We start from the raw sequence: 19,963 nt of genomic DNA, 5'->3' as shown, positions 1-19,963 counted from the left end.
GGCCGCGCGCCCGCGTACACCGGAATACGTCCCGGGCTGTACGCCGTTTCGGGCCCGCGCTCGGATACTGGCCGCATGGACACCGTGACGACCCCCCGACGGCGCCTGGGCGCCCGCACCCGCAAGACCGTCCTGCTGGTCCACATCGCCGCGGCCGGAAGCTGGCTCGGGCTCGACCTCGTCCTGGGCGTCCTCGTGGTCACCGCGCTGCTCGGCGGCGACGACGCCTCCGTCGCGGTCGCCCTGGCGGCCTTCGCGACGTGGCCGCTGGTCGCGGTCGGCACCCTCACCCTGCTGTCCGGGATCGTCCTGGGCTGGGGGACCAGGTACGGACTGGTCCGGTACTGGTGGGTCCTGCTCAAGCTGGCGGCCAACGTCGTGCTGCTGACCCTCGTGGCCCTGCTGCTCTCACCCGAGGCCACCGCGCTGGCGGAGCGGGCCCGTACCGCCCTCGCCGAGGAGGCGCCCTTCGCGGTCGGCGCCCAGCTCCTGTTCCCGCCCCTGGTCTCCACCACCGCGGTCGCCGCGGCCATGGCCCTGTCGGTGTTCAAGCCCTGGGGACGCGTCCGGGGGCGCCCCCAGCGGGTCCGCCCCGGGAAACCGGGCCTTCGGCGGGCCCCGGTCAGGCGCCCCTAGGTCCCGGGCCGACGGAAGGCGGCACGGAGCCGGGGCGGCCGTCCCCGACAGCGCCCGCGCCCAGCCGCACGGCCTCCGCCGCCAACCCGGTGATCCGCGCCCAGTCCCCCTCACGGACCGCGTCCCCGGGGGTCAGCCAGCTCCCCCCGACGCACGCCACGTTGTCCAGGGCCAGGTAGTCGGCGGCCGTGGCGGCCGTGATCCCGCCCGTGGGGCAGAACACGACGTCGGGGACCGGGCCCGCCACCGAGCGCAGGAACGGGGTTCCCGGAACCGACGCGGGGAAGAGCTTCTGCGCGAACATCCCCGCCTCGCGGGCGGCCAGCACCTCGCTGACGGTGGCCACCCCCGGCAGCGCCGGAACCCCGCTCGCGACCAGGTGGCGCAGCATCCGTTCCGTGGTGCCGGGCGTGACCAGGAACCGTGCTCCGGCCTCCGCGGCCTCGTCGGCCTGGCGGGGGGTGAGCACGGTCCCCGCGCCCACCACCATGTCCGGTACGTCCTCCGCGACAGCCCGGACCGCCTCCAGGGCGCCGGGCGTGCGCAGGGTGACCTCCACGACGCCCACACCGCCCGCCAGCAGCGCCTCGGCCAGGGGAACCGCCAGCGCGGGGGAGTCCACCGTCACCACCGGCACGACCGGCGACAGCGCCAGCACGGCCCCGATGCCGCCGTCCCCCTCGCTCCGGCCGCTTCCCCTGTTCCCACCGCTCACGCCGTTCCCGCGGCCTGTGCCTCTCACGTCGTTCCCTCCGCCCGCGCTCACGAGGCGACCTCCGCCGCCAGCGCGCCGCCCCCGGCGGACACGACCCCGTACCAGTGGACCAGCAGTTCGGTGAACACCGGATGGGAGGCCAGGTCCCCGGGGAAGACCTCCGAGCGCAGCAGCGCGGCGACCACCTCCCGCGCCCCTCCGCCCGCGGGCAGCAGAGCGCGCAGGGAGTCGGCCAGCGGGTCCTCCAACCCGGGACCGGCCGTGGCGACGTGGTGCATCCACGCCGCCACCACCAGTGCGCTCCACCGCGGCTCGCCGCCCCCGGCCAGCACGTCCCGGACCGTGGGCACGACGCGGGGGCCGAGTTTCTGGGAGCCGTCGGCCCCGACCTTGGCGGTGGTGTGGCCCAGCGCGGGATTGGCGAACCGGCTCAGCACCGACGCGGCGTAGGCCGCGCCGTCCAAGCCCTCGGGCAGGGTGAGCGAGGGCAGGACCTCCTCGTGGACGAGGCGGTGGGCCGCCGTCGCCACGGCGTCGTCGGCGGCGCACGCGGCGATCGTCGTGTGTCCCACGGACAGGCCGAGGTAGGCGAGCAGGGAGTGGCTGGCGTTGAGCACGCGCAGCTTGGCCGCCTCCCAGGGCCGCACGTCGCCGGTGATCGTCGCCCCGGCCGCCTCCCACCGCGGGCGCGGACCGGCGAAGCGGTCCTGGATCACCCACTGGTGGAAGGGTTCGGCGACCACGGCCGCCTCGTCGCGCAGGCCCAGCTCCGCCTCGACGGCGTCCAGGTCAGCCGCCGTGGTGGCCGGGACGATCCGGTCCACCATCGTGTTGGGGAAGGCCGCGTGCGCCTGGACCCAGGACCGCAGCCGCTCGCCGTCCGCGCCCGGCAGGGCGTCGGCGAAGTCGGCGACCAGCGCGGCCGTCAGCTCGCCGTTGTCGGGCAGGTTGTCGCAGGACAGCACGGTCACCGGACCGGCGTCCCGGAGCTGGCGCAGCTGGAGGCCGCGAGCGATCTGCCCCACCGGCGTGAGCGGCGGGCCGCCGTCCAGGTCGGCGCGTACGCGGGCGTCGCCGGTGTCCAGGCGCCCCGTGACCGGGTGCGCCAGGTACCCCTTCTCCGTGACCGTGAGGGTGACGATCCGGGTGTCGGGGTGGGCGATGCGCTCCGCCACCGCCCACGGGTCGGCCGGACCGGACAGGGTCTCGCGGACGGAGGAGACCACCCGCAGGGGGCGGGCGCCCTCACCGCGTTCGGTGACCGTGAACAGGCCGTCCTGCGGGGCCAGCTGCTCCCACACCCGGGCCGAGCGCCCGGTCACCGCGCTGATGCCCCATCCGGTCTCGCCCGCGGCGAGCATGGCCTCCTCGGTCAGGAACGCGCCGTGGGCGCGGTAGAACGCGCCGATCCCGAGGTGGACCACCCCGGTGCGCAGGTCGGCGCGGTCCAGGGCGGTGGTGCGCCCCGCGGCCCGCAGCGCCGCCAGGTCCAGCCGGGTCATCGCGTCGCCTCCTTCTCGCCCCGCGCGTGCGCGCGGGTCTGTTCCAGGGTCGGCAGGAAACCGGTTCCGCCGCGCCCGCCCACGCTCAGGCTGGCCGCGGCGGCCGCCAGGCGCGCGGCCTCCGCGAGGGGGTCGCCCAGGGTCAGGCGCGCGGTCAGGGTACCCACGAACACGTCCCCCGCGCCGGTCTGGTCCAGGACCCGGGGAGCGGGGACCGCGTCGATCCAGGACTCCTCCTGCGGCGTGGCCAGGTGGACGCCGCGCGACCCGCAGGTCACCGCGACGTTGCGGGCGCCCGCCTCCAGGAGGCGGCGGGCCGCCTCGGACGGGGTGGCGCTGTCCAGCAGGGCGGAGGTCTCGCCGGGGTGGGAGGGGGTCACCAGGTGGGCGTGCCGGGCCAGTTCCGCGAGGGTCGCGGCGCCCTCCTCCCGCGAGGCCAGCCGCGGCCGGTGGTTGGGGTCGAACACGAACCTGCGGGCCAGGCGCGCCGCGGTCAGGACCGCCCGGCGCGCGCTGTCGGAGACCGCGCAGGCGATGCCGCCCGCCACGACCGCTCCCGCCGCGCCGACCGCCCCCTCGTCCAGGTCCTCGGGGGACAGGGACGAGCCCACGCTCCCGGCGCGCGCGTAGGAGAAGGCGCGCTCGCCCTTGGGGTCGCTGTGCACCAGGTACACGCCCTGCTGCCCGGGGCGGAAGCGCAGCATGCCGGTGGACACGCCCAGCTCCGCGACGCGGTCGGCGATCGCCCGCCCGAGCTCGTCGTCGGTCAGGACGGCGGCCAGACCGACCCTGGCCCCGGCCCGGGCCGCCGCCGCGGCGACGTTCAGGGCGTCGCCCGAGACACCGAGCTTGGCCGGGACCCCGTGCGCGACGGGGGCGTCGGTGGCCACCTCCAGCAGGACCTCGCCCAGGACGACGACGTCCAGCGGCTCGCCCCCACCCGTCAGTCCGTGTGTACTCACCAGTCGTGCACCGTTCCGTCGAGCCGCCGGTTGACCGGCAGGTACCTGGGTTCGTAGGGGTGGCGGGCCGCGGCCTCCTCGTCGAACTCCACGCCCAGGCCCGGGGCGTCTCCGGGGTGCATGTACCCGTCCGAGAAGGAGTAGGAGGTGCGGAAGACCTCCGCGTATGGGCCGGTGTGGCCCATGTGCTCCTGGATGCCGAAGTTGGGGATGGCCAGGTCGAGGTGGAGCGCCGCGGCCATGGCGACCGGCGACAGGTCACCGGCGCCGTGCGAGCCCGAGCGCACCCCGTACAGCTCCGCGAGCGAGAACACGCGGCGCAGGTGGGTGATGCCGCCGGTGTGCGACACCGAGGCGCGGACGTAGTCGATGAGCCGCTCGGTGATGAGCTGCTGGCAGTCCCAGATCGAGTTGAACACCTCGCCCACCGCCACGGGGGTGGTGGTGTGCTGGCGCAGGATCCGGAACGCGGACTGGTCCTCGGCCGGGGTCGGGTCCTCCATCCAGAACAGCCGGTACGGTTCCAGCGCCGCGCCCAGGCGGCCCGCCTCGATCGGGGTGAGCCGGTGGTGCACGTCGTGCAGCAGGTGCACGCCGTAGCCGAACTGCTCACGGACGTGGGCGATCATGGCCGGCGCGAAGTCCAGGTAGGCCGGGGTGTCCCAGGTGTCCTCCTGGGGCCGGTTGCCGCTGGCGGGCTCGTACACCCGGCCGTCCGCCGGGGCGATCCCGTAGGTCTTCTCCAGCCCGGGGACCGCGGCCTGGACCCGGATCGCCCGGTAGCCCAGGTCCAGGTGGCGCTGGAAGTCCTCGGAGAGCCCGTCCAGCGACGTGCCGCTGGCGTGCCCGTAGACCAGGACGCCCTCACGAGAGGCCCCGCCCAGGAGCTGGTAGAGGGGCATGCCCGCGGCCTTGCCCTTGATGTCCCACAGCGCCACGTCCACGGCGGCGATCGCGGTCATCGTCACCGGGCCGCGGCGCCAGTAGGCGCCCTTGTACAGGTACTGCCAGGTGTCCTCGATCCGCCGCGCGTCGCGTCCGACGAGCAGCGGGCACACGTGGTCGCGCAGGTAGGAGGCGACCGCGAGTTCGCGGCCGTTGAGCGTGGCGTCGCCGATGCCGGTGACGCCGTCCTCGGTCTCGACCACCAGGGTGACGTAGTTGCGGCCGGGTGAGGACACGACGACACGTGCGTCGGTGATCTTCACGGAATGCCCTTTCTGGATGGAGGGGAGGCGCCCGCTCCCGGTTGGGAGCGCCGGGCGCCCGCGGCGCGGCTCAGGCGAAGCGCAGCATGACCTTGCTGCTGCCGGAGGCGGGATCGGCCGCCGTCCGCATCGCCTCGTGCGCCTCCCCGACGGGGAAGGAGTGGGTCATGAGCGGGGTGACGTCCAGACCGGCGGCCATCGCGGCCAGGGCGTCGTCGATCTCCTCGACGAAGCGGTAGGAGCCGATCCAGGTGATCTCCCTGGTGACGAGTTCGCCCAGCGCCGCCGGGGCCTGCGTTCCGGGGAGGTTGCCCACCTGGACGAGGGTCCCGCCGCGCGCGGTCGCGCGCAGGACACCGCCGAGGGCGGCCGGGGCGCCGGAGGCCTCGAAGACCAGCTCGGCGTCCTCGGGCAGCGCGTCCCCGCGCGAGAGGTCGCGCGTGTCGTCGGCGCCCATGGCCCGGGCCACCTCCAGCGGGGCGCGCCCGAGGTCGGCGACGGTGATCCGCGCCGCCCCCGCGTGCCGGAGCGCGGCGACGACGAGCGAGCCGATCGGCCCCGCGCCGTTGACGAACACGTCCCGGCCCTCGACGCCCCCCACGGCGCCCGACGCGCGGTTGACGGCGTGGCAGGCCACGGCGAGCGGTTCGGCCAGCGCTCCGCTGCGGGTGTCCACCCCCTCGGGCAGGGGCCGCAGCTGCCGGGCCGCGACCTTCTTGAGGTCGCAGAACCCGCCGTCGGTGTGCGGGGAGAACGCGGCCGACCCGAAGTAGCGCACCCTCGGGTAGAGGTTGGTGCGCCCGGCCAACCGCTCCGGCATGCGCCCGTCGCCGACCAGCTCGGCCGGGTGCACGGTGACGGGCAGCCCCTCCTCGACGCCGGTCACACCGGGGCCCACACGGGCGACGCGTCCGGCGATCTCGTGGCCGAGCACGAGGGGGTCGCGCAGCACGGCCGTCCCCGAGCGGCCGTGGCGCCAGTAGGCCAGGTCGGACCCGCAGATGCCGCCCCACTCCACGGCGACGACGACCTCCCCCTCGCCGGGGACGGGGTCGGGGAGCTCGTCGACGCGCAGGTCCTCGGCTCCGTGGACGGTCACGGCCCTCATACGGCGTCCTCCAGTCGGACCAGGTCGCGTCCGCGCACCTCGGGGGACAGGTAGGCGGAGGCCAGGGTGATCAGGGAGTAGGCGATGATCATCGCCGACAGCGGCCACCAGGAGCCGGTCGCGGCGGTGAGCGTGGCGGCCAGCACCGGGCCGATCGCGGTGGCCAGGACGCCGCCGATCTCCTTGGCCAGGGCCAGCTGGGTGAACCGGGTGCGCGCCCCGAACAGCTCGGCCATGGTGACGCTCTCCACGGAGAACAGGCCCAGGACCGACAGGTTGAGCCCGACGACCATCGCGACGGTCACGAGCACGGTGTCGCCGGTCTCGATCATCAGCATCATGGGCACGGCGAACAGCATGCTCGCCACGGTCAGGAAGAGGTAGACGGGACGGCGTCCGAAGCGGTCACCGAGCACGCCGACCAGGGGGACGGTGACGAAGCCGAGCAGGGAGCCGTAGACGATCGCGGACGTGCCGACCGCGTCGTTGAGCATCAGGTTGGCGCTGAGGTAGCCGACGAGGAAGGTCTGGACGATGCCGGAGTTGCCCGCCTGGCCGAAGCGCAGGCCGAGGGCGAGCAGGAACGCGCGGCCCTTGCGCTGGTGCAGGGCGGTCTCCAGTCCGCTCCTGTCCTCCTTCACCGCGGCCGCGGCCAGTTCGCTCCGGGACATCGCCACACCGTCGACGATGTCCTCGCGCTGCTCGAAGACCGGGCTCTCCTTGACGGAGAGGCGGATCCACAGCGCCAGGAGCAGCAGGAGGAAGCTCGCCAGGAAGGGGAGGCGCCAGCCCCAGGACAGCAGCTGCTCCTCGGAGAGCGCGAACACCAGGACCGCCCAGATCGCGGAGGCGCCCAGGGTGCCGGAGTTGGTGCCCAGGCACACCAGGGAGGCGATGAACCCCCGACGCCTGGCCGGGGCGTACTCCGCCAGCATCACGGTGGCGCCCGCGATCTCGGCGCCCGCGCCGAAGCCCTGGATCAGCCGCAGGCCCACGAGCAGGATCGGGGCGAGCAGGCCCACCTGCTGGTAGGTGGGCAGGGCGCCGATCAGGGTGGTGGAGACGCCCATCAGGGCGACGGTGATGAACAGGACCTTCTTGGGGCCGAGGCGGTCGCCCATGCGGCCGAAGTAGACCGCCCCGACGAGCCGGGCGACGTACCCGACACCGTAGGTGCCCATCGCCGCGATCAGGCCGACCGCGGGGTTGAGGTCGGGGAAGAAGATCTGGTTGAACACCAGGGCGGCGGCCAGGGAGTAGAGCTGGAAGTCCATGAACTCCATGGCGGTCCCCAGCCACCCGGACACGGAGGCCTTGGTGAGGTCCCGGGTGCTGCGCTCCCCCTGTCCGGCTGGCGCGGGGGGTGCCTGTTCGGTCATCGGCCGGTCCTTTGTGAAGGGCTTCCACCTGCGAAGAAGTATCGGGGAAACCGTACGTGAACATGATGGCAACTGACATACAAGCACTGCCATACCAGTGGCGTCAATGCCGGTAGACTCCCCTCATGGCCGACCAGACCCGGTCCGGAGGACCCCTGCTGTCCGCGCGGGACCGCACCCTGGACACCATCCGCCGCGCGATCATCACCCTGGAGCTCAAGCCGGGCACGCCCCTGTCGGAGAACGAGCTCGCCACCGAGCTCGCCGTGAGCCGGACGCCCGTGCGCGAGAGCCTCATCCTGCTGCGCGAGGAGGGGCTGGTGGAGGTCTACCCCCAGGTCGGCACGTTCGTCTCACTCGTGGACCCCGAGCGCGTCCGGCAGGCGCAGTTCATCCGGGAGGCGGTGGAGTGCACCTCCCTCGCCCAGGCCCGGCCCCCCTTCTCGGCGGACCACGTCGGCGATCTGCGCGTCCTGCTCGGCGCGCAGCGGGAGGCGGGCGGCGGCGACCACGACCGCTTCTTCGAGCTGGACGAGGACTTCCACCGCTCGCTGCTGGCGCTGGCGGGCAACGAGAGCGCCTGGCGGACGGTGAACGCGGCCAAGGCCCACCTGGACCGGGCCCGGCGGCTGAGCCTGATCGACACGCGCCCGATCGGGGAGCTGGTGGACCAGCACACGCTGGTCGTGGACGCGATCGAGGCCGGGGACACCGGGACCGCCGTGGAGGCCCTGCGCTCCCACCTGCGGGCGGTGTTCGAGGACGTCGGGCGGATCCGGGCCGCGTCACCGGAGTTCTTCTCGGACGGGCGGCCCCGCCGTCCCGTCCGCAGGACCGTGACCTCGCTGAGGTAGCCCCTGCGCCGCGGCGGCCGTCGGCTTCGGAGCCTCGGCGGGCCCGCGGTCCTAGCGGCGCCTGCGTCCCCAGCCCGAGCCGTAGCCCCCCGCGTGCAGCGCGAGGAACAGCAGCCCGGCGAGGGTGAGGGTCGTGGTGGTGACCAGGTCCTGGATGTTCTCGCCGAGCAGCTCCAGCAGCAGGGCGAGTCCGAACAGGACGGCGGCGATGACGGCGAACACGGTTACCTCCGGGGGTCGGGGTGGTGTTCGTGTACCCTCCGTGCGCGCCTGTAACCAAGCTGGTGCCCCGGGCGCCCCCGAGACCCGGGGGAACGCCCCGGAAAACACCCCGGGCCGGAGCACGCGCTCCGGCCCGAGGGGAGGTCGGGGGTCTGGGGGCCTTCTCCCAGGAGAAACGACGAAGCGGCCCGGCGGGCGCGGTTACGCGCGAGCAGGGCCGCTCCGGAGTGAAGTGGACCCTGGGCAAGCCAACTACAACCCGTGGGGCGAAGCCCCACATCGGGGGTCCGGGGGTCGTCCCCCGGAAGGAACGACGAGACGACCCGGCGAGGCGGCCGAAGGCCGCCGAGCAGGGTCGTCCGAGAGTGGAGTGGGCGATACAGGATTCGAACCTGTGACCTCTACCGTGTCAAGGTAGCGCTCTAACCAACTGAGCTAACCGCCCTCATCGGGGGATGAGGTGAAGCTTGATGCGAGGCGGAGACGGGAATCGAACCCGTGTGCAGGGATTTGCAGTCCCTTGCCTCAACCACTCGGCCACTCCGCCGGAACGCGATGGGGGGCTGTCGAGTGACACCCATGCGGGCCTCTCCGAGCGGACGACGGGATTCGAACCCGCGACCCTCACCTTGGCAAGGTGATGCTCTACCAGCTGAGCCACGTCCGCGTGCGCCCCGGAGCGGACTCCGGAGCCGGAACCGCTCCGCGACCCGGGGGACGCGGAACGCTTCCGTTCGAGCGGACGACGGGATTCGAACCCGCGACCCTCACCTTGGCAAGGTGATGCTCTACCAGCTGAGCCACGTCCGCGCGGCGAGTCCTGCCTCCGGGGTTCCTCCCCGTCAGCGCCCCTCGCTGCGTTAAGAACTCTAGCGGATTCCCGGCCAAGCGCGAAATCGGCCGGGCGCACCGGGCACACCCGTGCCCCGCCGGGGCAGGTCCGCCGACCCGCCGAGGCGGCGGGAGCTACTTCTCCACGTGGGCCGGCGAGGAGGGCATGTCGGGTCGGGGAGGCGCCGAGAGGTACTGGCCGACCCTCTCGATCACCTTGTTCATCTCGTAGGCGATCAGGCCCACGTCGCTGTCGGAGTCCGACATCAGCGCCATGCATGCGCCCTCTCCGGCCGCGGCGACGAAGAGGAAGGCGCGGTCCATCTCGATGATGCTCTGGCGGATGCCGCCCGCGGCGAACTGCTTGCTCGCCCCGCCCGCGAGGCTGTGCAGCCCCGAGGCGATCGCGGACAGGTGCTCGGCGGCGGGACGGTCCAGTCCGCTGGAGGTGGCCATGAGGAGCCCGTCAGTGGACAGGACGATGGCGTGCTGCGTACCGGAGGCACGCGTGAGGAGATCGTCCAGCAACCAGCTGAGCTCTCCGCGGGCGGTACTCGGTGGGGTCATGTCTCTCTTTGCTCTGTCAGTGGTCGTGCGTGACGTGGGACACGCGCACTGCGGGCCGCCGCCGGGGGGCCTTGGGGGAAAGCTCCGAACTCGGCTGCCACCGGTCCCGCATAAGCGTTGCCCAGATGATAGTCATTCGTAACTTATCTGTCCGGCCGCCACGGTGGATTCCGGGTGGGCCGCCCAGACCGTCGAGCCGCGTGACCAGTCGTGATACCTCCGCAAAACGGGCATAGGTGCTGGACCAGCGGCCGGTGCCGGTCATGGGGCTTGCCAACCCGCCGTACGGAGGTTACGGAAGGAGCGGGCCGGGACACGCCGACGAGGTGGGAGGATCGTGCAGACACCGGCCCTACCTGGGCTCTTGAGAACGTGGGGGTGGCAGATGAAGGTGTGGATCGCGGGTGCCGGGTACGGTCGCGGCACCGTCGTCGACGAGAGCGAGGCGCGCATTCCCGTGGTGGACCACGGGATCACGGTGGGTGACGGGGTCTTCGAGACGGTGCGGGCCCGCGGCGGCCGCCCCTTCGCCCTCACCCGCCACCTCAGGCGGCTGGCCCGCTCCGCGGAGGGGCTGGGCATGGCCGAGCCCGACCTGGATCTGATCGCCGACGGCGTCGCCCGCGCGGTGGCGGCCAACCCGGACCTGCCCGACGCCCGCGTGCGCATCACGGTCACCGACGGCGCCGGGCCGCTGGGCTCGGACCGCTCCCCGGGCGAGCAGACCGCCATCGTGGCCCTGGGACCCTTCCCCGGGATCGCCCCGCACGCCGACGTGGCGACGGTTCCCTGGCCGCGCAACGAGTTCGGGGCCCTGGCCGGGCTCAAGACCACCTCCTACGCCGACAACGTGCGCGCCCTGGCCTACGCCAAGCAGCGCGGCGCCGGCGAGGCGCTCTTTCGCAACGTGAGCGGCAACCTGTGCGAGGGCACCGGCAGCAACGTCTTCGTGGTGCTCGACGGCAGGCTGGTCACCCCGCCGCTGTCGGCGGGCCCGCTGGCGGGGATCACCCGCGAACTCGTCCTGGAGTGGTTCGGGGGCGAGGAGGAGGACGTGCCCATGGAGCGCCTCCCCGAGGTGACGGAGGCCTTCCTGACCTCCACCGGGCGCGACGTGCAGGCGATCCTGCACGTGGACGGCCGCACGGTGTCGGCAGAGCCCGGGCCGGTCACCGCCAAGGCCGCGTCGGTCTTCGCGGAGCGCTCCGCGGCCGACATCGACCCCTGACCCCCTCGGCCGGGGGCGGACACGGCTGAGGGGGCGGCGCGTGGTGCGCCGACCCCCTCAGCCGTCGGGAGTGCTCCGCGAAGGGCCCCGGGGCCCGCGGGTCGTCAGGAGTGCAGGTGCTGCTGGATCTCCTCGTCGAGGTTCACGAACTGGCCCTCCTGGCCCGCCGGAACGATCTCGTAGGTCCGGTGGAGGAACTCGGCCAGGGGAGAGACCTGGGTGTCGAACTCGGCCTGACCGAAGGGGGAGGAGAGCGCGATGCTCACACTGCGGTCGCCGTTGTCGTCCTTGGAGGGCCACACGCGGACGTCGCCCTCGCCGACCGGGCGCACGATGCCGACGGTCAGGAGCTCGCGGGCGAAGATCCACTCGACGGGGTTGTCCTCGCCGGTGTGGAAGGCCACCCGTATGGCGTACGGGTCGTCCGCGCTGTAGTCCAGGCGCGCGACCAGGGGAACCGCCGTGCGTTCGGGGACCACGAGCCGCAGGCCCAGCTCGGCGGTGGCAGTGGTGTCGCTACTGTTCATGTTCGCCAAACCTTTTCTCGTCCGGCCTTGCTGTTGCGGCGCGGGTCGGTTGCCGTCTCACGGGCTCCAACGCGGCTTCCCGCGGAACATGACGTGAGTACGGAGGCTTTCTTGGTGGGTGGGACCGGAGGTCTCGCCGCCCGTGCGACGGGCCCGGCGTGCCGCGGTGCGGCGCCACGATCCTTCGTCACTGTAATGACCAGGACAAACCAAAGATTTCCCAATGTTGGGTGTCCCACGTCACGCGGAGGTAATGAAGGGGTGGTGTTCGTCGGGTCCACGGGGGTGGGAACTCCTTATCACTGCGGGGATCGGGGGCGGGTGCGGACACTCCCGCGAACCCCTCGAAAGGTTAAAGTGACCTCCATCACATGGAACGGGGTCCGCCGAGGGCTTCCGTGTGCGTCGAGCACCCCCGAACGTGCGCTAGAGTCTTACTTGTCCGGCCGACAGGGCGGGCAGGCAGGAAGCTCAGGGCGATTAGCTCAGTTGGCTAGAGCGCGTCGTTCACACCGACGAGGTCACTGGTTCGAGTCCAGTATCGCCCACACGGCTCTGAGACGGTCCCACTCGGGGGTAGGTACCCCGGTGGGGCCGTTTTTCGTTCGTGCGGGGCGCTGCCTCTTTCGTGCTGGGTCCCGTCCCGTTCGCGCGGGTGCTCCGGCGGTCCGCGGCCGTGGTCGGCGGGGGCCGGTCGACTCCAGAGGGGCCTAGTCGGACGGGGTGTCCGGCAGCGGGTGTCCGCGCCGCACCGCCCTGCGCTCGCGCAGACGCCGGAAGAACTCATCCTTCAGGCGCATCCCGTACCGCTCGGCGCGGTGGAACCACACCTGGGCGGGCCGCACCACCTTCTGCGCCCACCGGAACTCCGTGCTGAGGATGACCAGCCCCAGGATGACCGAGGCCAGGCCCGGGCCCGGAACGACCATCATGAGCAACCCGGCCAGGATCACGACGACGCCGACGGTCCCCACGAGCACGCTCCAGGGCAGGCGCAGCGCGGGGTGCGTGTGCATGCGACTGCGGAAGAGGCGCAGCCGCGCTCGCATCCGCCGCCACCTGCGCGCGCGGGTGCGGCGGGTGGGGGATGTCTCCGGGGCCGGCTGGTCGTTGGTGGGGCTCGGTGACATGCGCTCACAGTATTCGGTCGAAGCGAGTGGATGCATTCGGGTCGACTGGGGGCGATGGCCAGGGCATCTGTTGATTCTCACCGATCCTGACAGTGGGATCAATGGCCTTTCGTAAGGGTGTGGACAGCCCCACGAAAGGTGACGTTCCATGACAGATCAGCCCCTGTCTGGTCCCCTGCCCCGCCTGTGGGCGGTTCACGCGGGTACGCCCTGAAGAGTCCGAATCCCTGACCGAATCCCCGGCCGGACCCCGGGTCCGCGGCACCGGAACCCCACCGTCCCACCACGTCCGCCGCGCCGCCAGCGTGGTCGCGCGGCCTGTGGACAACCGGGGCGGCCCCGCCCCGGAGCCGCTAGCATCAGGAGGGAGTACACGCCCGGCCGCGCACAGCGGCCGGTCCGCGTTCGACATCATCCACGTCTTCCTAGGAGTCACCGTGTCCGCCGCGCCTGAGCTGCACATCACCCTCGCCGGAACCCCGCGTGCGGTGGCGGCGAACACTACGGCGGGCCAGGCTCTGGAGGCCGACGGCAGGACCGTCATCGCGGCGCTGGTCAACGGCGAACCGCGCGACCTCGCCCGGGAGCTGCACGAGGGCGACACCGTCGAGCCGATCGCCATCGACTCCGAGGAGGGGCGGGCGATCCTGCGCCACTCCACCGCGCACGTGCTGGCCCAGGCCGTCCAGGAGCTCTTCCCCGAGGCCAAGCTGGGCATCGGCCCGCCCGTGGAGAACGGCTTCTACTACGACTTCGACGTCGCCGAGCCCTTCACCCCCGCCGACCTGAAGAGCATCGAGAAGAAGATGCAGCAGATCGTCAAGCAGGGGCAGCGCTTCGACCGCCGCGTCGTCTCGGACGAGGAGGCCCGCGCCGAGTTGGCCACCGAGCCCTACAAGCTGGAGCTGATCGGGCTCAAGGGCGGCGCCACCGAGGCCGCCGAGGGCGCCGGTGTGGAGGTGGGCGCCGGTGAGCTCACCATCTACGACAACGTCCACCCGCGCACCGGCGAGCTGTGCTGGAAGGACCTGTGCCGCGGGCCGCACCTGCCCACCACCCGCGTCATCCCGGCGTTCAAGCTCATGCGCACCGCCGCCGCCTACTGGCGCGGCAAGGAGACCAACCCGCAGCTGCAGCGCGTCTACGGCACCGCCTGGGAGAGCAAGGAGGCCCTCAAGGACCACCTGACCTTCCTGGAGGAGGCGGAGAAGCGCGACCACCGCAAGCTCGGCTCCGAGCTGGACCTGTTCTCCATCCCGGACGAGATCGGCTCGGGCCTGGCGGTCTTCCACCCCAAGGGCGGCACGGTCCGCCGGGTCATGGAGGACTACTCGCGGCGGCGGCACGAGGAGGACGGCTACGAGTTCGTCTACACCCCGCACGCCACCAAGGGCACCCTGTTCGAGAAGTCGGGGCACCTGGACTGGTACGCGGACGGGATGTACCCCCCCATGCAGCTCGACGGCGGCCAGGACTACTACCTCAAGCCGATGAACTGCCCGATGCACCACCTGATCTTCGACGCGCGCGGGCGCTCCTACCGTGAGCTGCCGCTGCGCCTGTTCGAGTTCGGCACCGTGTACCGGTACGAGAAGTCGGGCGTGGTGCACGGCCTGACCCGCGCCCGCGGCTTCACCCAGGACGACTCCCACATCTACTGCACCAAGGAGCAGATGGCGGACGAGCTCGACTCGCTGCTGACCTTCGTGCTCGACCTGCTGCGCGACTACGGCCTGGACGACTTCTACCTGGAGCTGTCCACCAAGGACCCGGAGAAGTACGTCGGTACCGACGAGGTCTGGGAGGAGGCCACCGAGATCCTGCGCGAGGCCGCGCAGAAGCAGGGACTGGAGCTGGTCCTGGACCCGGCGGGCGCCGCCTTCTACGGCCCCAAGATCTCGGTGCAGGCCAAGGACGCCATCGGCCGCACCTGGCAGATGTCCACCATCCAGGTGGACTTCAACATGCCCGAACGCTTCGACCTGGAGTACACCGCGGCCGACGGCTCGCGCCAGCGTCCGGTGGTGATCCACCGCGCCCTGTTCGGCTCCATCGAGCGCTTCTTCGCCGTCCTGCTGGAGCACTACGCGGGCGCGTTCCCGGCCTGGCTGGCGCCGGTGCAGGCGGTCGGCATCCCCATCGCCGACGAGCACGTGCCCTACCTGCGCGAGCTCGCCGCCAGGCTGCGCGCGGAGGGCATCCGCGTCGAGGTGGACGCCAGCGACGACCGCATGCAGAAGAAGATCCGCAACGCCCAGAAGCAGAAGGTGCCCTTCATGCTGCTGGCCGGTGACGAGGACGTCAGCAAGAACGCGGTGTCCTTCCGCTACCGGGACGGCTCGCAGAACAACGGCGTGCCGCTGGACGAGGCGGTGGCCGAGATCGTCGCCGCCGTCCGCGAGCGTCGCTGACGCCCGAAGCGCACGCGAGAGGAGCGCCCATCCGGGATGACCGGGTGGGCGCTCCGCCGTCTCGGGTCAGCGCCGCTCGCCGGGCGCCTGGAACTCCTCCTCGTCGCGGAACAGGTCCGCACGGGAGATGCGCGCGGTCGCGTTGGGGTCCGGGGCGGTCGTCTCCTCCTCGTCGTCGCGGAACAGGTCCGCGCGCGAGATGCGGTGCGTCGCGTTGGGGTCACTCATGAGGGCGGTACTCCTTGTTGCTACGGGGGCAAGGCGAATTTTATCCGCCTCACGGGCGGGTCCGGGTGCCCGGACGTGCGCGTGAGGCCGCTCAGCGGCCGGGGGCGCGCCGTTTCCAGGCCTCGGCGGGGATCCGCTCCACGAGGGCGATCAGGTAGTCGGCGGCGGTCACGGCCCGGTCGGGATCCAGCCGCATGGCCGCCCACGTGAGGACGTAGTCCCCGCTGAAGCGTACGGGAAGGGAACGGGACCTGGGATCGGTCAGCAGCCACTTGGTGACCACGTTGTCGAGCACGGCCCCGGTGAACGCGGGATCGTTGCCCGTCGCGTGGAAGGCGCCGGCGAAGTCGTCGTCGGAGGCGTCCGGGTCCCACCTGCGCAGTATCTGTAGTTCGGCGTTGGGTCCGGGGGTGCGCACGGCCACCACGCGGTGGACGCGGCGGATCCGCTCCGTGCCCCTGCCCGCCGTGTGGGTCTGCTCGAAGGCGACGACCAGGTGCTGGCCCCGGCGGCCGGTGAGCACGTGCTGTGCGCGCGGGTGCGGCCCGAGGGCGGCACGGGGGAGTACGGCGTCCCCCAACGGGCTGGGGAGCTGTTCGGTGTAGGTCCACCCGCGTTCACGCGCCCATCCGCGCAGCTCGGTGGAGCGTTCCTTGCGGAAGTGCGCGGCGACCGCGATCGTGCCGGCCGACATGACGACGGCGACCAGCGCGATCACAGACAGGGCGCCTTCCATGTCTCCTCCGGCTGGGGGATGTGAGGTGGCCGTGGGCCGCGAAGAGCCCATCCTGAGCTGGCCGGGTCGGGAAAGTCGGGGACCCGCGCTGGCCGTACGGATCCATTCTGTGTTGATTTCGGGTGCTTGTCACCCCTTGTTGTTGTTTCGCGGTGACGCTGGGGGTTCGCGGCCTCGCGGTGTCCGCCCACGGTCTACCCCGAACGGACGCGGCGCCACCGTCACCGTGCGTCCCCGTCCGGTCACCACCTGCGCGAACGCCTTCCTCCGCGCGGCTCGGGGACCCTCCTTCGCCTGCCGCGCGGCCCTTCCCGCCCCCCGCGGCCCCGACGGTGCGCGGTCATGCGGCGCACACGGAGGGTGAGGGATGTCCGGAACCGGCCACCGTTCGCCCCGTCCGTGCCGCGACCGCCCCTCGCGGGCCGATCGCGGCCGCGGCGCTCCCGGGGACCGCCTAGGCGGGCAGGCCCAGCTCGCGGGCGATGAGCATCTTCTGCACCTCGCTGGTGCCCTCGCCCACCTCCAGGATCTTGGCGTCCCGGTAGAAGCGGCCCACGGGGTAGTCGTTCATGAACCCGTACCCGCCGAACACCTGTGTGGCGTCCCGCGCGTTGTCCATGGCCGCGTTGGAGGCCACCAGCTTGGCGACCGCCGCCTCCTTCTTGAAGGGCTCACCCGCCAGCATGCGCGAGGCCGCGTCGTAGTAGGCCAGCCGCGCGGTGTGCGCACGCGCCTCCATCTCCGCGATCTTGAACTGGATCGCCTGGTAGGTGCCGATCGCGCTGCCGAAGGCGTGCCGCTCGTGGGCGTAGCGCACGCTCTCGTCCACGCAGCCCTGCGCCAGGCCCACCGACAGCGCCGCGATGGCGATGCGGCCCTCGTCCAGGATCCGCAGGAACTGGGCGTACCCGCGCCCGCGCTCACCGACCAGGTTCGCCTCGGGCACCCGGCAGTCCTCGAAGACCAGCTCGTTGGTGTCGGAGGCGTTCCACCCCACCTTGGAGTACTTCTGGCCCACGGAGAAGCCCGGCGTGCCCGCGGGCACCAGGATCGAGGAGATCTCCGGCCGCCCGTCCTCCCGGCGCCCGGTCACGGCGGTGACGGTCACCAGCGCGGTGATGTCGGTGCCCGAGTTGGTGATGAAGGACTTGGTCCCGTCGACCACCCACTGGCCGTCCTCCAGGCGGGCCGTGGTCCTGGTGGCGCCCGCGTCGGACCCGCCGCCGGGCTCGGTGAGCCCGAACGCGCCCAGCGCCTCACCCGAGGTCAGCCGCGGCAGGTACGCCTTCTTCTGGTCCTCGGTGCCGAACCGGAAGATCGGCATCGCGCCCAGCGACACCCCGGCCTCCAGGGTGATCGCCACCGAGGAGTCCACCCGGGCCAACTCCTCCAGGGCCAGGCACAGGGCGAAGTAGTCGCCGCCCATGCCCCCGTGCTCCTCGGGGAAGGGCAGCCCGAACAGGCCCATCCGGCCCATCTTGGCGACGATCTCGTACGGGAAGGCCTCCCGCTCGTAGTAGTCGCCGATGACCGGGGCGACCTCTTCGCGGGCGAACTCCTCCACGGCGGCCCGCAGGTCGGCGTGCTCGGTCGAGAGCTGGTGACGGTTCATGCGTGCGACTCCTCGCTGGTGGCGGGGGAGGGCGCGTCCGACGGGGTGTCGGCGGACGCGTTCGGAACGGGTTCGACGGTGACCAGGACGGCGTCCATGGGCACGGACGCGCCGGGGCGCACCGCCACGGCCGCGACGGTCCCGTCGACGGGTGAGGTGACGGAGTGCTCCATCTTCATGGCCTCCACGACGGCGAGCGGGGTCCCCGCGCTCACCGTCTGCCCCACCCGCACGGCGACGGAGAGCACCGTGCCGGGCATGGGGCTGCGCACGGTCCCGTCGGCGGCGGCGTCGTCCTCGCGCAGCGCGGCCGCGACGGGCTCCTCGTGCAGGCTCCAGGCGGCGCCGCCCGAGCCCAGCCAGCGGTGCGCGGTGCCGGGGTCGTCGGCGCGCGCGTAGGTGCGGGTGGCGTAGCCGTCGGTGACGGTGAGCCGGGTGCCGTCGGCGGAGCGCCGGGCCCCGAACGCGACGGGTTCCCCCTCCGCCACGCTCACCAGGTAGCGCCCGGGCTCCCCGTCGCGGCGCACCCGGACCGCGACGGCCTCGCGCCCGGAGAGCCGCAGCCGCCACGGGGTCCAGGCGGGGCCGCCCATCCGCCAGCCGTCCGGCACGGCGAAGCGGTCGGCGCCCGGCTCCGTCTCCAGGTCGAGCTGGTGGTCCAGGGCCGCGGCCGCGTACACCTCGTCGAGCGTCCGCTCGGGAGCCGGTGCGGGCGGGTCGGAGGCGATGAGGTCGGTGCTCAGGTCCCCGGCGACCACACGCGGGTGGCGCAGCAGCCGGCGCAGGTAGGCGGTGTTGGTCACGCAGCCCAACAGCTGGTAGGAGGCCAGCGCGGAGTCCATCCTGTTCAGGGCCTCGGCGCGGTCCGCGCCCCAGGTGATCACCTTGGCGAGCATCGGGTCGAAGTCCGAGGTGATCCGCCCTCCCTCGGCGATGCCCGAGTCCACCCGGACCTCGTGCCCCCGGGGTTCGGCGAGGGACAGGATCGGCCCGCCGGTGGGCAGGAACCCGCGGTCGGCGTCCTCGGCGTAGATCCGCGACTCCACGGCGTGCCCGACCCAGGACACGTCGGACTGGGCGAAGGGCAGCTCCTCCCCGTAGGCCACCCGCACCTGGAGTTCCACCAGGTCCACGCCGCGCTCGCCGCGCACCGCGACGACCTCCTCGGTGACCGGGTGCTCGACCTGCAGGCGGGTGTTCATCTCCAGGAACGAGAACGACAGGTCGCCGCCCCGCCCCGCCTCGGCGATGAACTCCACCGTGCCCGCTCCCACGTACCCGCACGAGCGGGCGGCGGCCACGGCGGCCTCGCCCATGGTGGCGCGCTGGGTGTCGGTGAGCAGCGGGGAGGGCGCCTCCTCCACCACCTTCTGGTGGCGGCGCTGGAGGCTGCACTCGCGCTCGCCCAGGTGCAGGACGTTGCCGTGGGCGTCGGCCATGACCTGCACCTCGATGTGGCGGGGCCGCTCCACCAGCCGCTCCACCAGCAGGGTGGAGTCGCCGAAGGAGGCCAGGGCCTCGCGCCGGGCGGCGGCGGCACCGGCTACCAGGTCGTCGGGGGAGTGCACGGACCGCATGCCCTTGCCGCCGCCCCCGGCGGAGGGCTTGATGAGCAGCGGGTAGCCGGTCTCCTCGGCCGCGCGCAGGAGTTCGTCGTCGCCCAGGGGCCGCCCGGGCTTCTCGGTGAACCCGCCCAGGACGGGCACGCCCGCGGCGGCCACGGTGTCCTTCGCGCGGATCTTGTCGCCCATGGCCTCGATCGCCGAGGCAGGGGGGCCCACGAAGACCAGTCCGGCGTCGGTGCAGGCGCGCGCGAAGCCGGCGTTCTCGGACAGGAAGCCGTAGCCGGGGTGCACGCCGGTGGCGCCGCAGTCCAGGGCCAGGGCGACGATCGCCTCGGCGTCCAGGTAGTGCTCCACCCGCAGCGCCAGGTCGGCGGCGAGGGTGTGCGGGGCGTTCGCGTCGGCGTCGGTGTACACGGTGGCCGGGCTGATGCCCATGCGGCGCAGGGTGCGCATGACGCGCAGCGCGATCTCGCCCCGGTTGGCGACCATGATGCGCGCGGGCCCGCGGACGCCCGGGTTGGTGCGTGGCGTTGTGGTCAAGG

Annotated in this window: 18 protein-coding genes and 5 tRNA genes; 5 read left to right on the top strand and 18 right to left on the bottom strand. The window is 72.7% G+C overall.

What is annotated here, in order from left to right; translation table 11 throughout:
• Window positions 1–75 precede the first annotated feature (75 nt).
• Complete coding sequence (locus tag NDAS_RS16225; RefSeq protein WP_013154295.1) at window positions 76–636, top strand: hypothetical protein; 561 nt, start codon at window positions 76–78, stop codon at window positions 634–636.
• On the opposite strand, the gene NDAS_RS16220 is transcribed toward NDAS_RS16225, so the two are convergent.
• From NDAS_RS16220 to NDAS_RS16195, 6 genes are all read right to left on the bottom strand, one after another.
• Window positions 623–1,351 (bottom strand): bifunctional 4-hydroxy-2-oxoglutarate aldolase/2-dehydro-3-deoxy-phosphogluconate aldolase, encoded by a 729-nt coding sequence (locus NDAS_RS16220; RefSeq protein WP_049800310.1) that lies wholly within the window; start codon window positions 1,349–1,351, stop codon window positions 623–625. The two genes, NDAS_RS16225 and NDAS_RS16220, sit on opposite strands and share 14 nt — an antisense overlap.
• 47 nt (window positions 1,352–1,398) lie before the next feature.
• Window positions 1,399–2,853, bottom strand: coding sequence for a mannitol dehydrogenase family protein (locus tag NDAS_RS16215; RefSeq protein ID WP_013154293.1), 1,455 nt, complete (start codon window positions 2,851–2,853; stop codon window positions 1,399–1,401).
• The gene (locus NDAS_RS16210) at window positions 2,850–3,815 is read right to left on the bottom strand and encodes a PfkB family carbohydrate kinase (protein WP_013154292.1); all 966 of its coding nucleotides are present in this window, start codon (window positions 3,813–3,815) and stop codon (window positions 2,850–2,852) included. The genes NDAS_RS16215 and NDAS_RS16210 overlap by 4 nt, the downstream gene beginning before the upstream one ends.
• The gene (gene manD, locus NDAS_RS16205) at window positions 3,812–5,023 is read right to left on the bottom strand and encodes a D-mannonate dehydratase ManD (RefSeq protein WP_013154291.1); all 1,212 of its coding nucleotides are present in this window, start codon (window positions 5,021–5,023) and stop codon (window positions 3,812–3,814) included. Before manD ends, NDAS_RS16210 begins: the two co-directional genes overlap by 4 nt.
• A 70-nt stretch (window positions 5,024–5,093) precedes the next feature.
• Entirely contained in the window at window positions 5,094–6,131 is a 1,038-nt protein-coding gene (locus NDAS_RS16200) for an L-idonate 5-dehydrogenase (protein ID WP_013154290.1), read from the bottom strand.
• Window positions 6,128–7,510 (bottom strand): MFS transporter, encoded by a 1,383-nt coding sequence (locus tag NDAS_RS16195; RefSeq protein ID WP_013154289.1) that lies wholly within the window; start codon window positions 7,508–7,510, stop codon window positions 6,128–6,130. Before NDAS_RS16195 ends, NDAS_RS16200 begins: the two co-directional genes overlap by 4 nt.
• 125 nt (window positions 7,511–7,635) lie before the next feature.
• Here NDAS_RS16195 and NDAS_RS16190 point away from each other — a divergent pair, with 125 nt between their 5' ends.
• On the top strand, window positions 7,636–8,364 hold the full coding sequence (locus tag NDAS_RS16190) for a GntR family transcriptional regulator (RefSeq protein ID WP_013154288.1): 729 nt from the start codon (window positions 7,636–7,638) through the stop codon (window positions 8,362–8,364).
• A gap of 51 nt (window positions 8,365–8,415) precedes the next feature.
• Here the strand turns inward: NDAS_RS16190 and NDAS_RS28945 are convergent, their stop codons facing one another.
• The 6 genes from NDAS_RS28945 to NDAS_RS16165 all read right to left on the bottom strand — a co-directional run bounded on the left by NDAS_RS28945 (window position 8,416) and on the right by NDAS_RS16165 (window position 9,984).
• Window positions 8,416–8,586, bottom strand: a complete 171-nt coding sequence (locus NDAS_RS28945; RefSeq protein ID WP_013154287.1) for a hypothetical protein — start codon at window positions 8,584–8,586, stop codon at window positions 8,416–8,418.
• Between the two features lie 371 nt (window positions 8,587–8,957).
• Window positions 8,958–9,031 (bottom strand) — tRNA-Val (locus NDAS_RS16185).
• Window positions 9,032–9,061: 30 nt separating this feature from the next.
• Window positions 9,062–9,133 (bottom strand) — tRNA-Cys (locus NDAS_RS16180).
• Window positions 9,134–9,180: 47 nt separating this feature from the next.
• Window positions 9,181–9,253, bottom strand: a tRNA-Gly gene (locus NDAS_RS16175).
• A gap of 70 nt (window positions 9,254–9,323) precedes the next feature.
• Window positions 9,324–9,396, bottom strand: a tRNA-Gly gene (locus NDAS_RS16170).
• Window positions 9,397–9,552: 156 nt separating this feature from the next.
• Window positions 9,553–9,984 carry a roadblock/LC7 domain-containing protein gene (locus NDAS_RS16165; RefSeq protein ID WP_013154286.1) on the bottom strand — a complete coding sequence of 144 codons (432 nt, stop codon included), beginning with the start codon at window positions 9,982–9,984 and terminating at the stop codon, window positions 9,553–9,555.
• Between the two features lie 385 nt (window positions 9,985–10,369).
• On the opposite strand from NDAS_RS16165, the gene NDAS_RS16160 reads away from it, so the two are divergent.
• A complete protein-coding gene (locus tag NDAS_RS16160) occupies window positions 10,370–11,212 on the top strand; it encodes an aminotransferase class IV (protein ID WP_013154285.1) in 843 nt (280 codons plus the stop codon).
• A gap of 104 nt (window positions 11,213–11,316) precedes the next feature.
• On the opposite strand, the gene NDAS_RS16155 is transcribed toward NDAS_RS16160, so the two are convergent.
• Window positions 11,317–11,739: an SsgA family sporulation/cell division regulator gene (locus tag NDAS_RS16155; protein WP_013154284.1), complete on the bottom strand. Its 423-nt coding sequence runs from the start codon at window positions 11,737–11,739 to the stop codon at window positions 11,317–11,319.
• Between the two features lie 474 nt (window positions 11,740–12,213).
• On the opposite strand from NDAS_RS16155, the gene NDAS_RS16150 reads away from it, so the two are divergent.
• Window positions 12,214–12,287, top strand: a tRNA-Val gene (locus NDAS_RS16150).
• A 162-nt stretch (window positions 12,288–12,449) separates the two neighbouring features.
• On the opposite strand, the gene NDAS_RS16145 is transcribed toward NDAS_RS16150, so the two are convergent.
• Entirely contained in the window at window positions 12,450–12,788 is a 339-nt protein-coding gene (locus NDAS_RS16145) for a PGPGW domain-containing protein (protein ID WP_013154283.1), read from the bottom strand.
• A 518-nt stretch (window positions 12,789–13,306) separates the two neighbouring features.
• Between NDAS_RS16145 and thrS the strand changes: the two genes are divergently transcribed.
• Window positions 13,307–15,280: a threonine--tRNA ligase gene (thrS, locus tag NDAS_RS16140; protein WP_013154282.1), complete on the top strand. Its 1,974-nt coding sequence runs from the start codon at window positions 13,307–13,309 to the stop codon at window positions 15,278–15,280.
• A gap of 66 nt (window positions 15,281–15,346) precedes the next feature.
• On the opposite strand, the gene NDAS_RS28940 is transcribed toward thrS, so the two are convergent.
• The 4 genes from NDAS_RS28940 to NDAS_RS16125 all read right to left on the bottom strand — a co-directional run bounded on the left by NDAS_RS28940 (window position 15,347) and on the right by NDAS_RS16125 (window position 19,961).
• Window positions 15,347–15,508, bottom strand: coding sequence for a hypothetical protein (locus tag NDAS_RS28940; protein ID WP_013154281.1), 162 nt, complete (start codon window positions 15,506–15,508; stop codon window positions 15,347–15,349).
• A 91-nt stretch (window positions 15,509–15,599) separates the two neighbouring features.
• Window positions 15,600–16,244, bottom strand: a complete 645-nt coding sequence (locus NDAS_RS16135) for a hypothetical protein (protein ID WP_013154280.1) — start codon at window positions 16,242–16,244, stop codon at window positions 15,600–15,602.
• A 454-nt stretch (window positions 16,245–16,698) separates the two neighbouring features.
• Window positions 16,699–17,856 carry an acyl-CoA dehydrogenase family protein gene (locus NDAS_RS16130; RefSeq protein ID WP_013154279.1) on the bottom strand — a complete coding sequence of 386 codons (1,158 nt, stop codon included), beginning with the start codon at window positions 17,854–17,856 and terminating at the stop codon, window positions 16,699–16,701.
• Window positions 17,853–19,961, bottom strand: a complete 2,109-nt coding sequence (locus tag NDAS_RS16125; RefSeq protein WP_013154278.1) for an acetyl/propionyl/methylcrotonyl-CoA carboxylase subunit alpha — start codon at window positions 19,959–19,961, stop codon at window positions 17,853–17,855. The genes NDAS_RS16130 and NDAS_RS16125 overlap by 4 nt, the downstream gene beginning before the upstream one ends.
• Window positions 19,962–19,963: the final 2 nt, after the last annotated feature.

Origin of the sequence: Nocardiopsis dassonvillei subsp. dassonvillei DSM 43111, from assembly GCF_000092985.1 — a bacterium.
Classification (GTDB): domain Bacteria; phylum Actinomycetota; class Actinomycetes; order Streptosporangiales; family Streptosporangiaceae; genus Nocardiopsis; species Nocardiopsis dassonvillei.
This window is presented reverse-complemented; position numbering and strand designations above follow the sequence as displayed.

What these genes read in the sequence shown, in the direction of transcription:
- NDAS_RS16195 (WP_013154289.1), bottom strand. Translation starts at nt 7,510, where the DNA reads ATGACCGAACAGGCACCCCCCGCGCCAGCCGGACAGGGGGAGCGCAGC.
- NDAS_RS16160 (WP_013154285.1), top strand. Translation starts at nt 10,370, where the DNA reads ATGAAGGTGTGGATCGCGGGTGCCGGGTACGGTCGCGGCACCGTCGTC.
- NDAS_RS16200 (WP_013154290.1), bottom strand. Translation starts at nt 6,131, where the DNA reads ATGAGGGCCGTGACCGTCCACGGAGCCGAGGACCTGCGCGTCGACGAG.
- NDAS_RS16135 (WP_013154280.1), bottom strand. Translation starts at nt 16,244, where the DNA reads ATGGAAGGCGCCCTGTCTGTGATCGCGCTGGTCGCCGTCGTCATGTCG.
- NDAS_RS16215 (WP_013154293.1), bottom strand. Translation starts at nt 2,853, where the DNA reads ATGACCCGGCTGGACCTGGCGGCGCTGCGGGCCGCGGGGCGCACCACC.
- NDAS_RS16155 (WP_013154284.1), bottom strand. Translation starts at nt 11,739, where the DNA reads ATGAACAGTAGCGACACCACTGCCACCGCCGAGCTGGGCCTGCGGCTC.
- NDAS_RS16225 (WP_013154295.1), top strand. Translation starts at nt 76, where the DNA reads ATGGACACCGTGACGACCCCCCGACGGCGCCTGGGCGCCCGCACCCGC.
- NDAS_RS16145 (WP_013154283.1), bottom strand. Translation starts at nt 12,788, where the DNA reads ATGCGAGCGCGGCTGCGCCTCTTCCGCAGTCGCATGCACACGCACCCC.
- NDAS_RS16130 (WP_013154279.1), bottom strand. Translation starts at nt 17,856, where the DNA reads ATGAACCGTCACCAGCTCTCGACCGAGCACGCCGACCTGCGGGCCGCC.
- NDAS_RS28940 (WP_013154281.1), bottom strand. Translation starts at nt 15,508, where the DNA reads ATGAGTGACCCCAACGCGACGCACCGCATCTCGCGCGCGGACCTGTTC.
- NDAS_RS16165 (WP_013154286.1), bottom strand. Translation starts at nt 9,984, where the DNA reads ATGACCCCACCGAGTACCGCCCGCGGAGAGCTCAGCTGGTTGCTGGAC.
- NDAS_RS16190 (WP_013154288.1), top strand. Translation starts at nt 7,636, where the DNA reads ATGGCCGACCAGACCCGGTCCGGAGGACCCCTGCTGTCCGCGCGGGAC.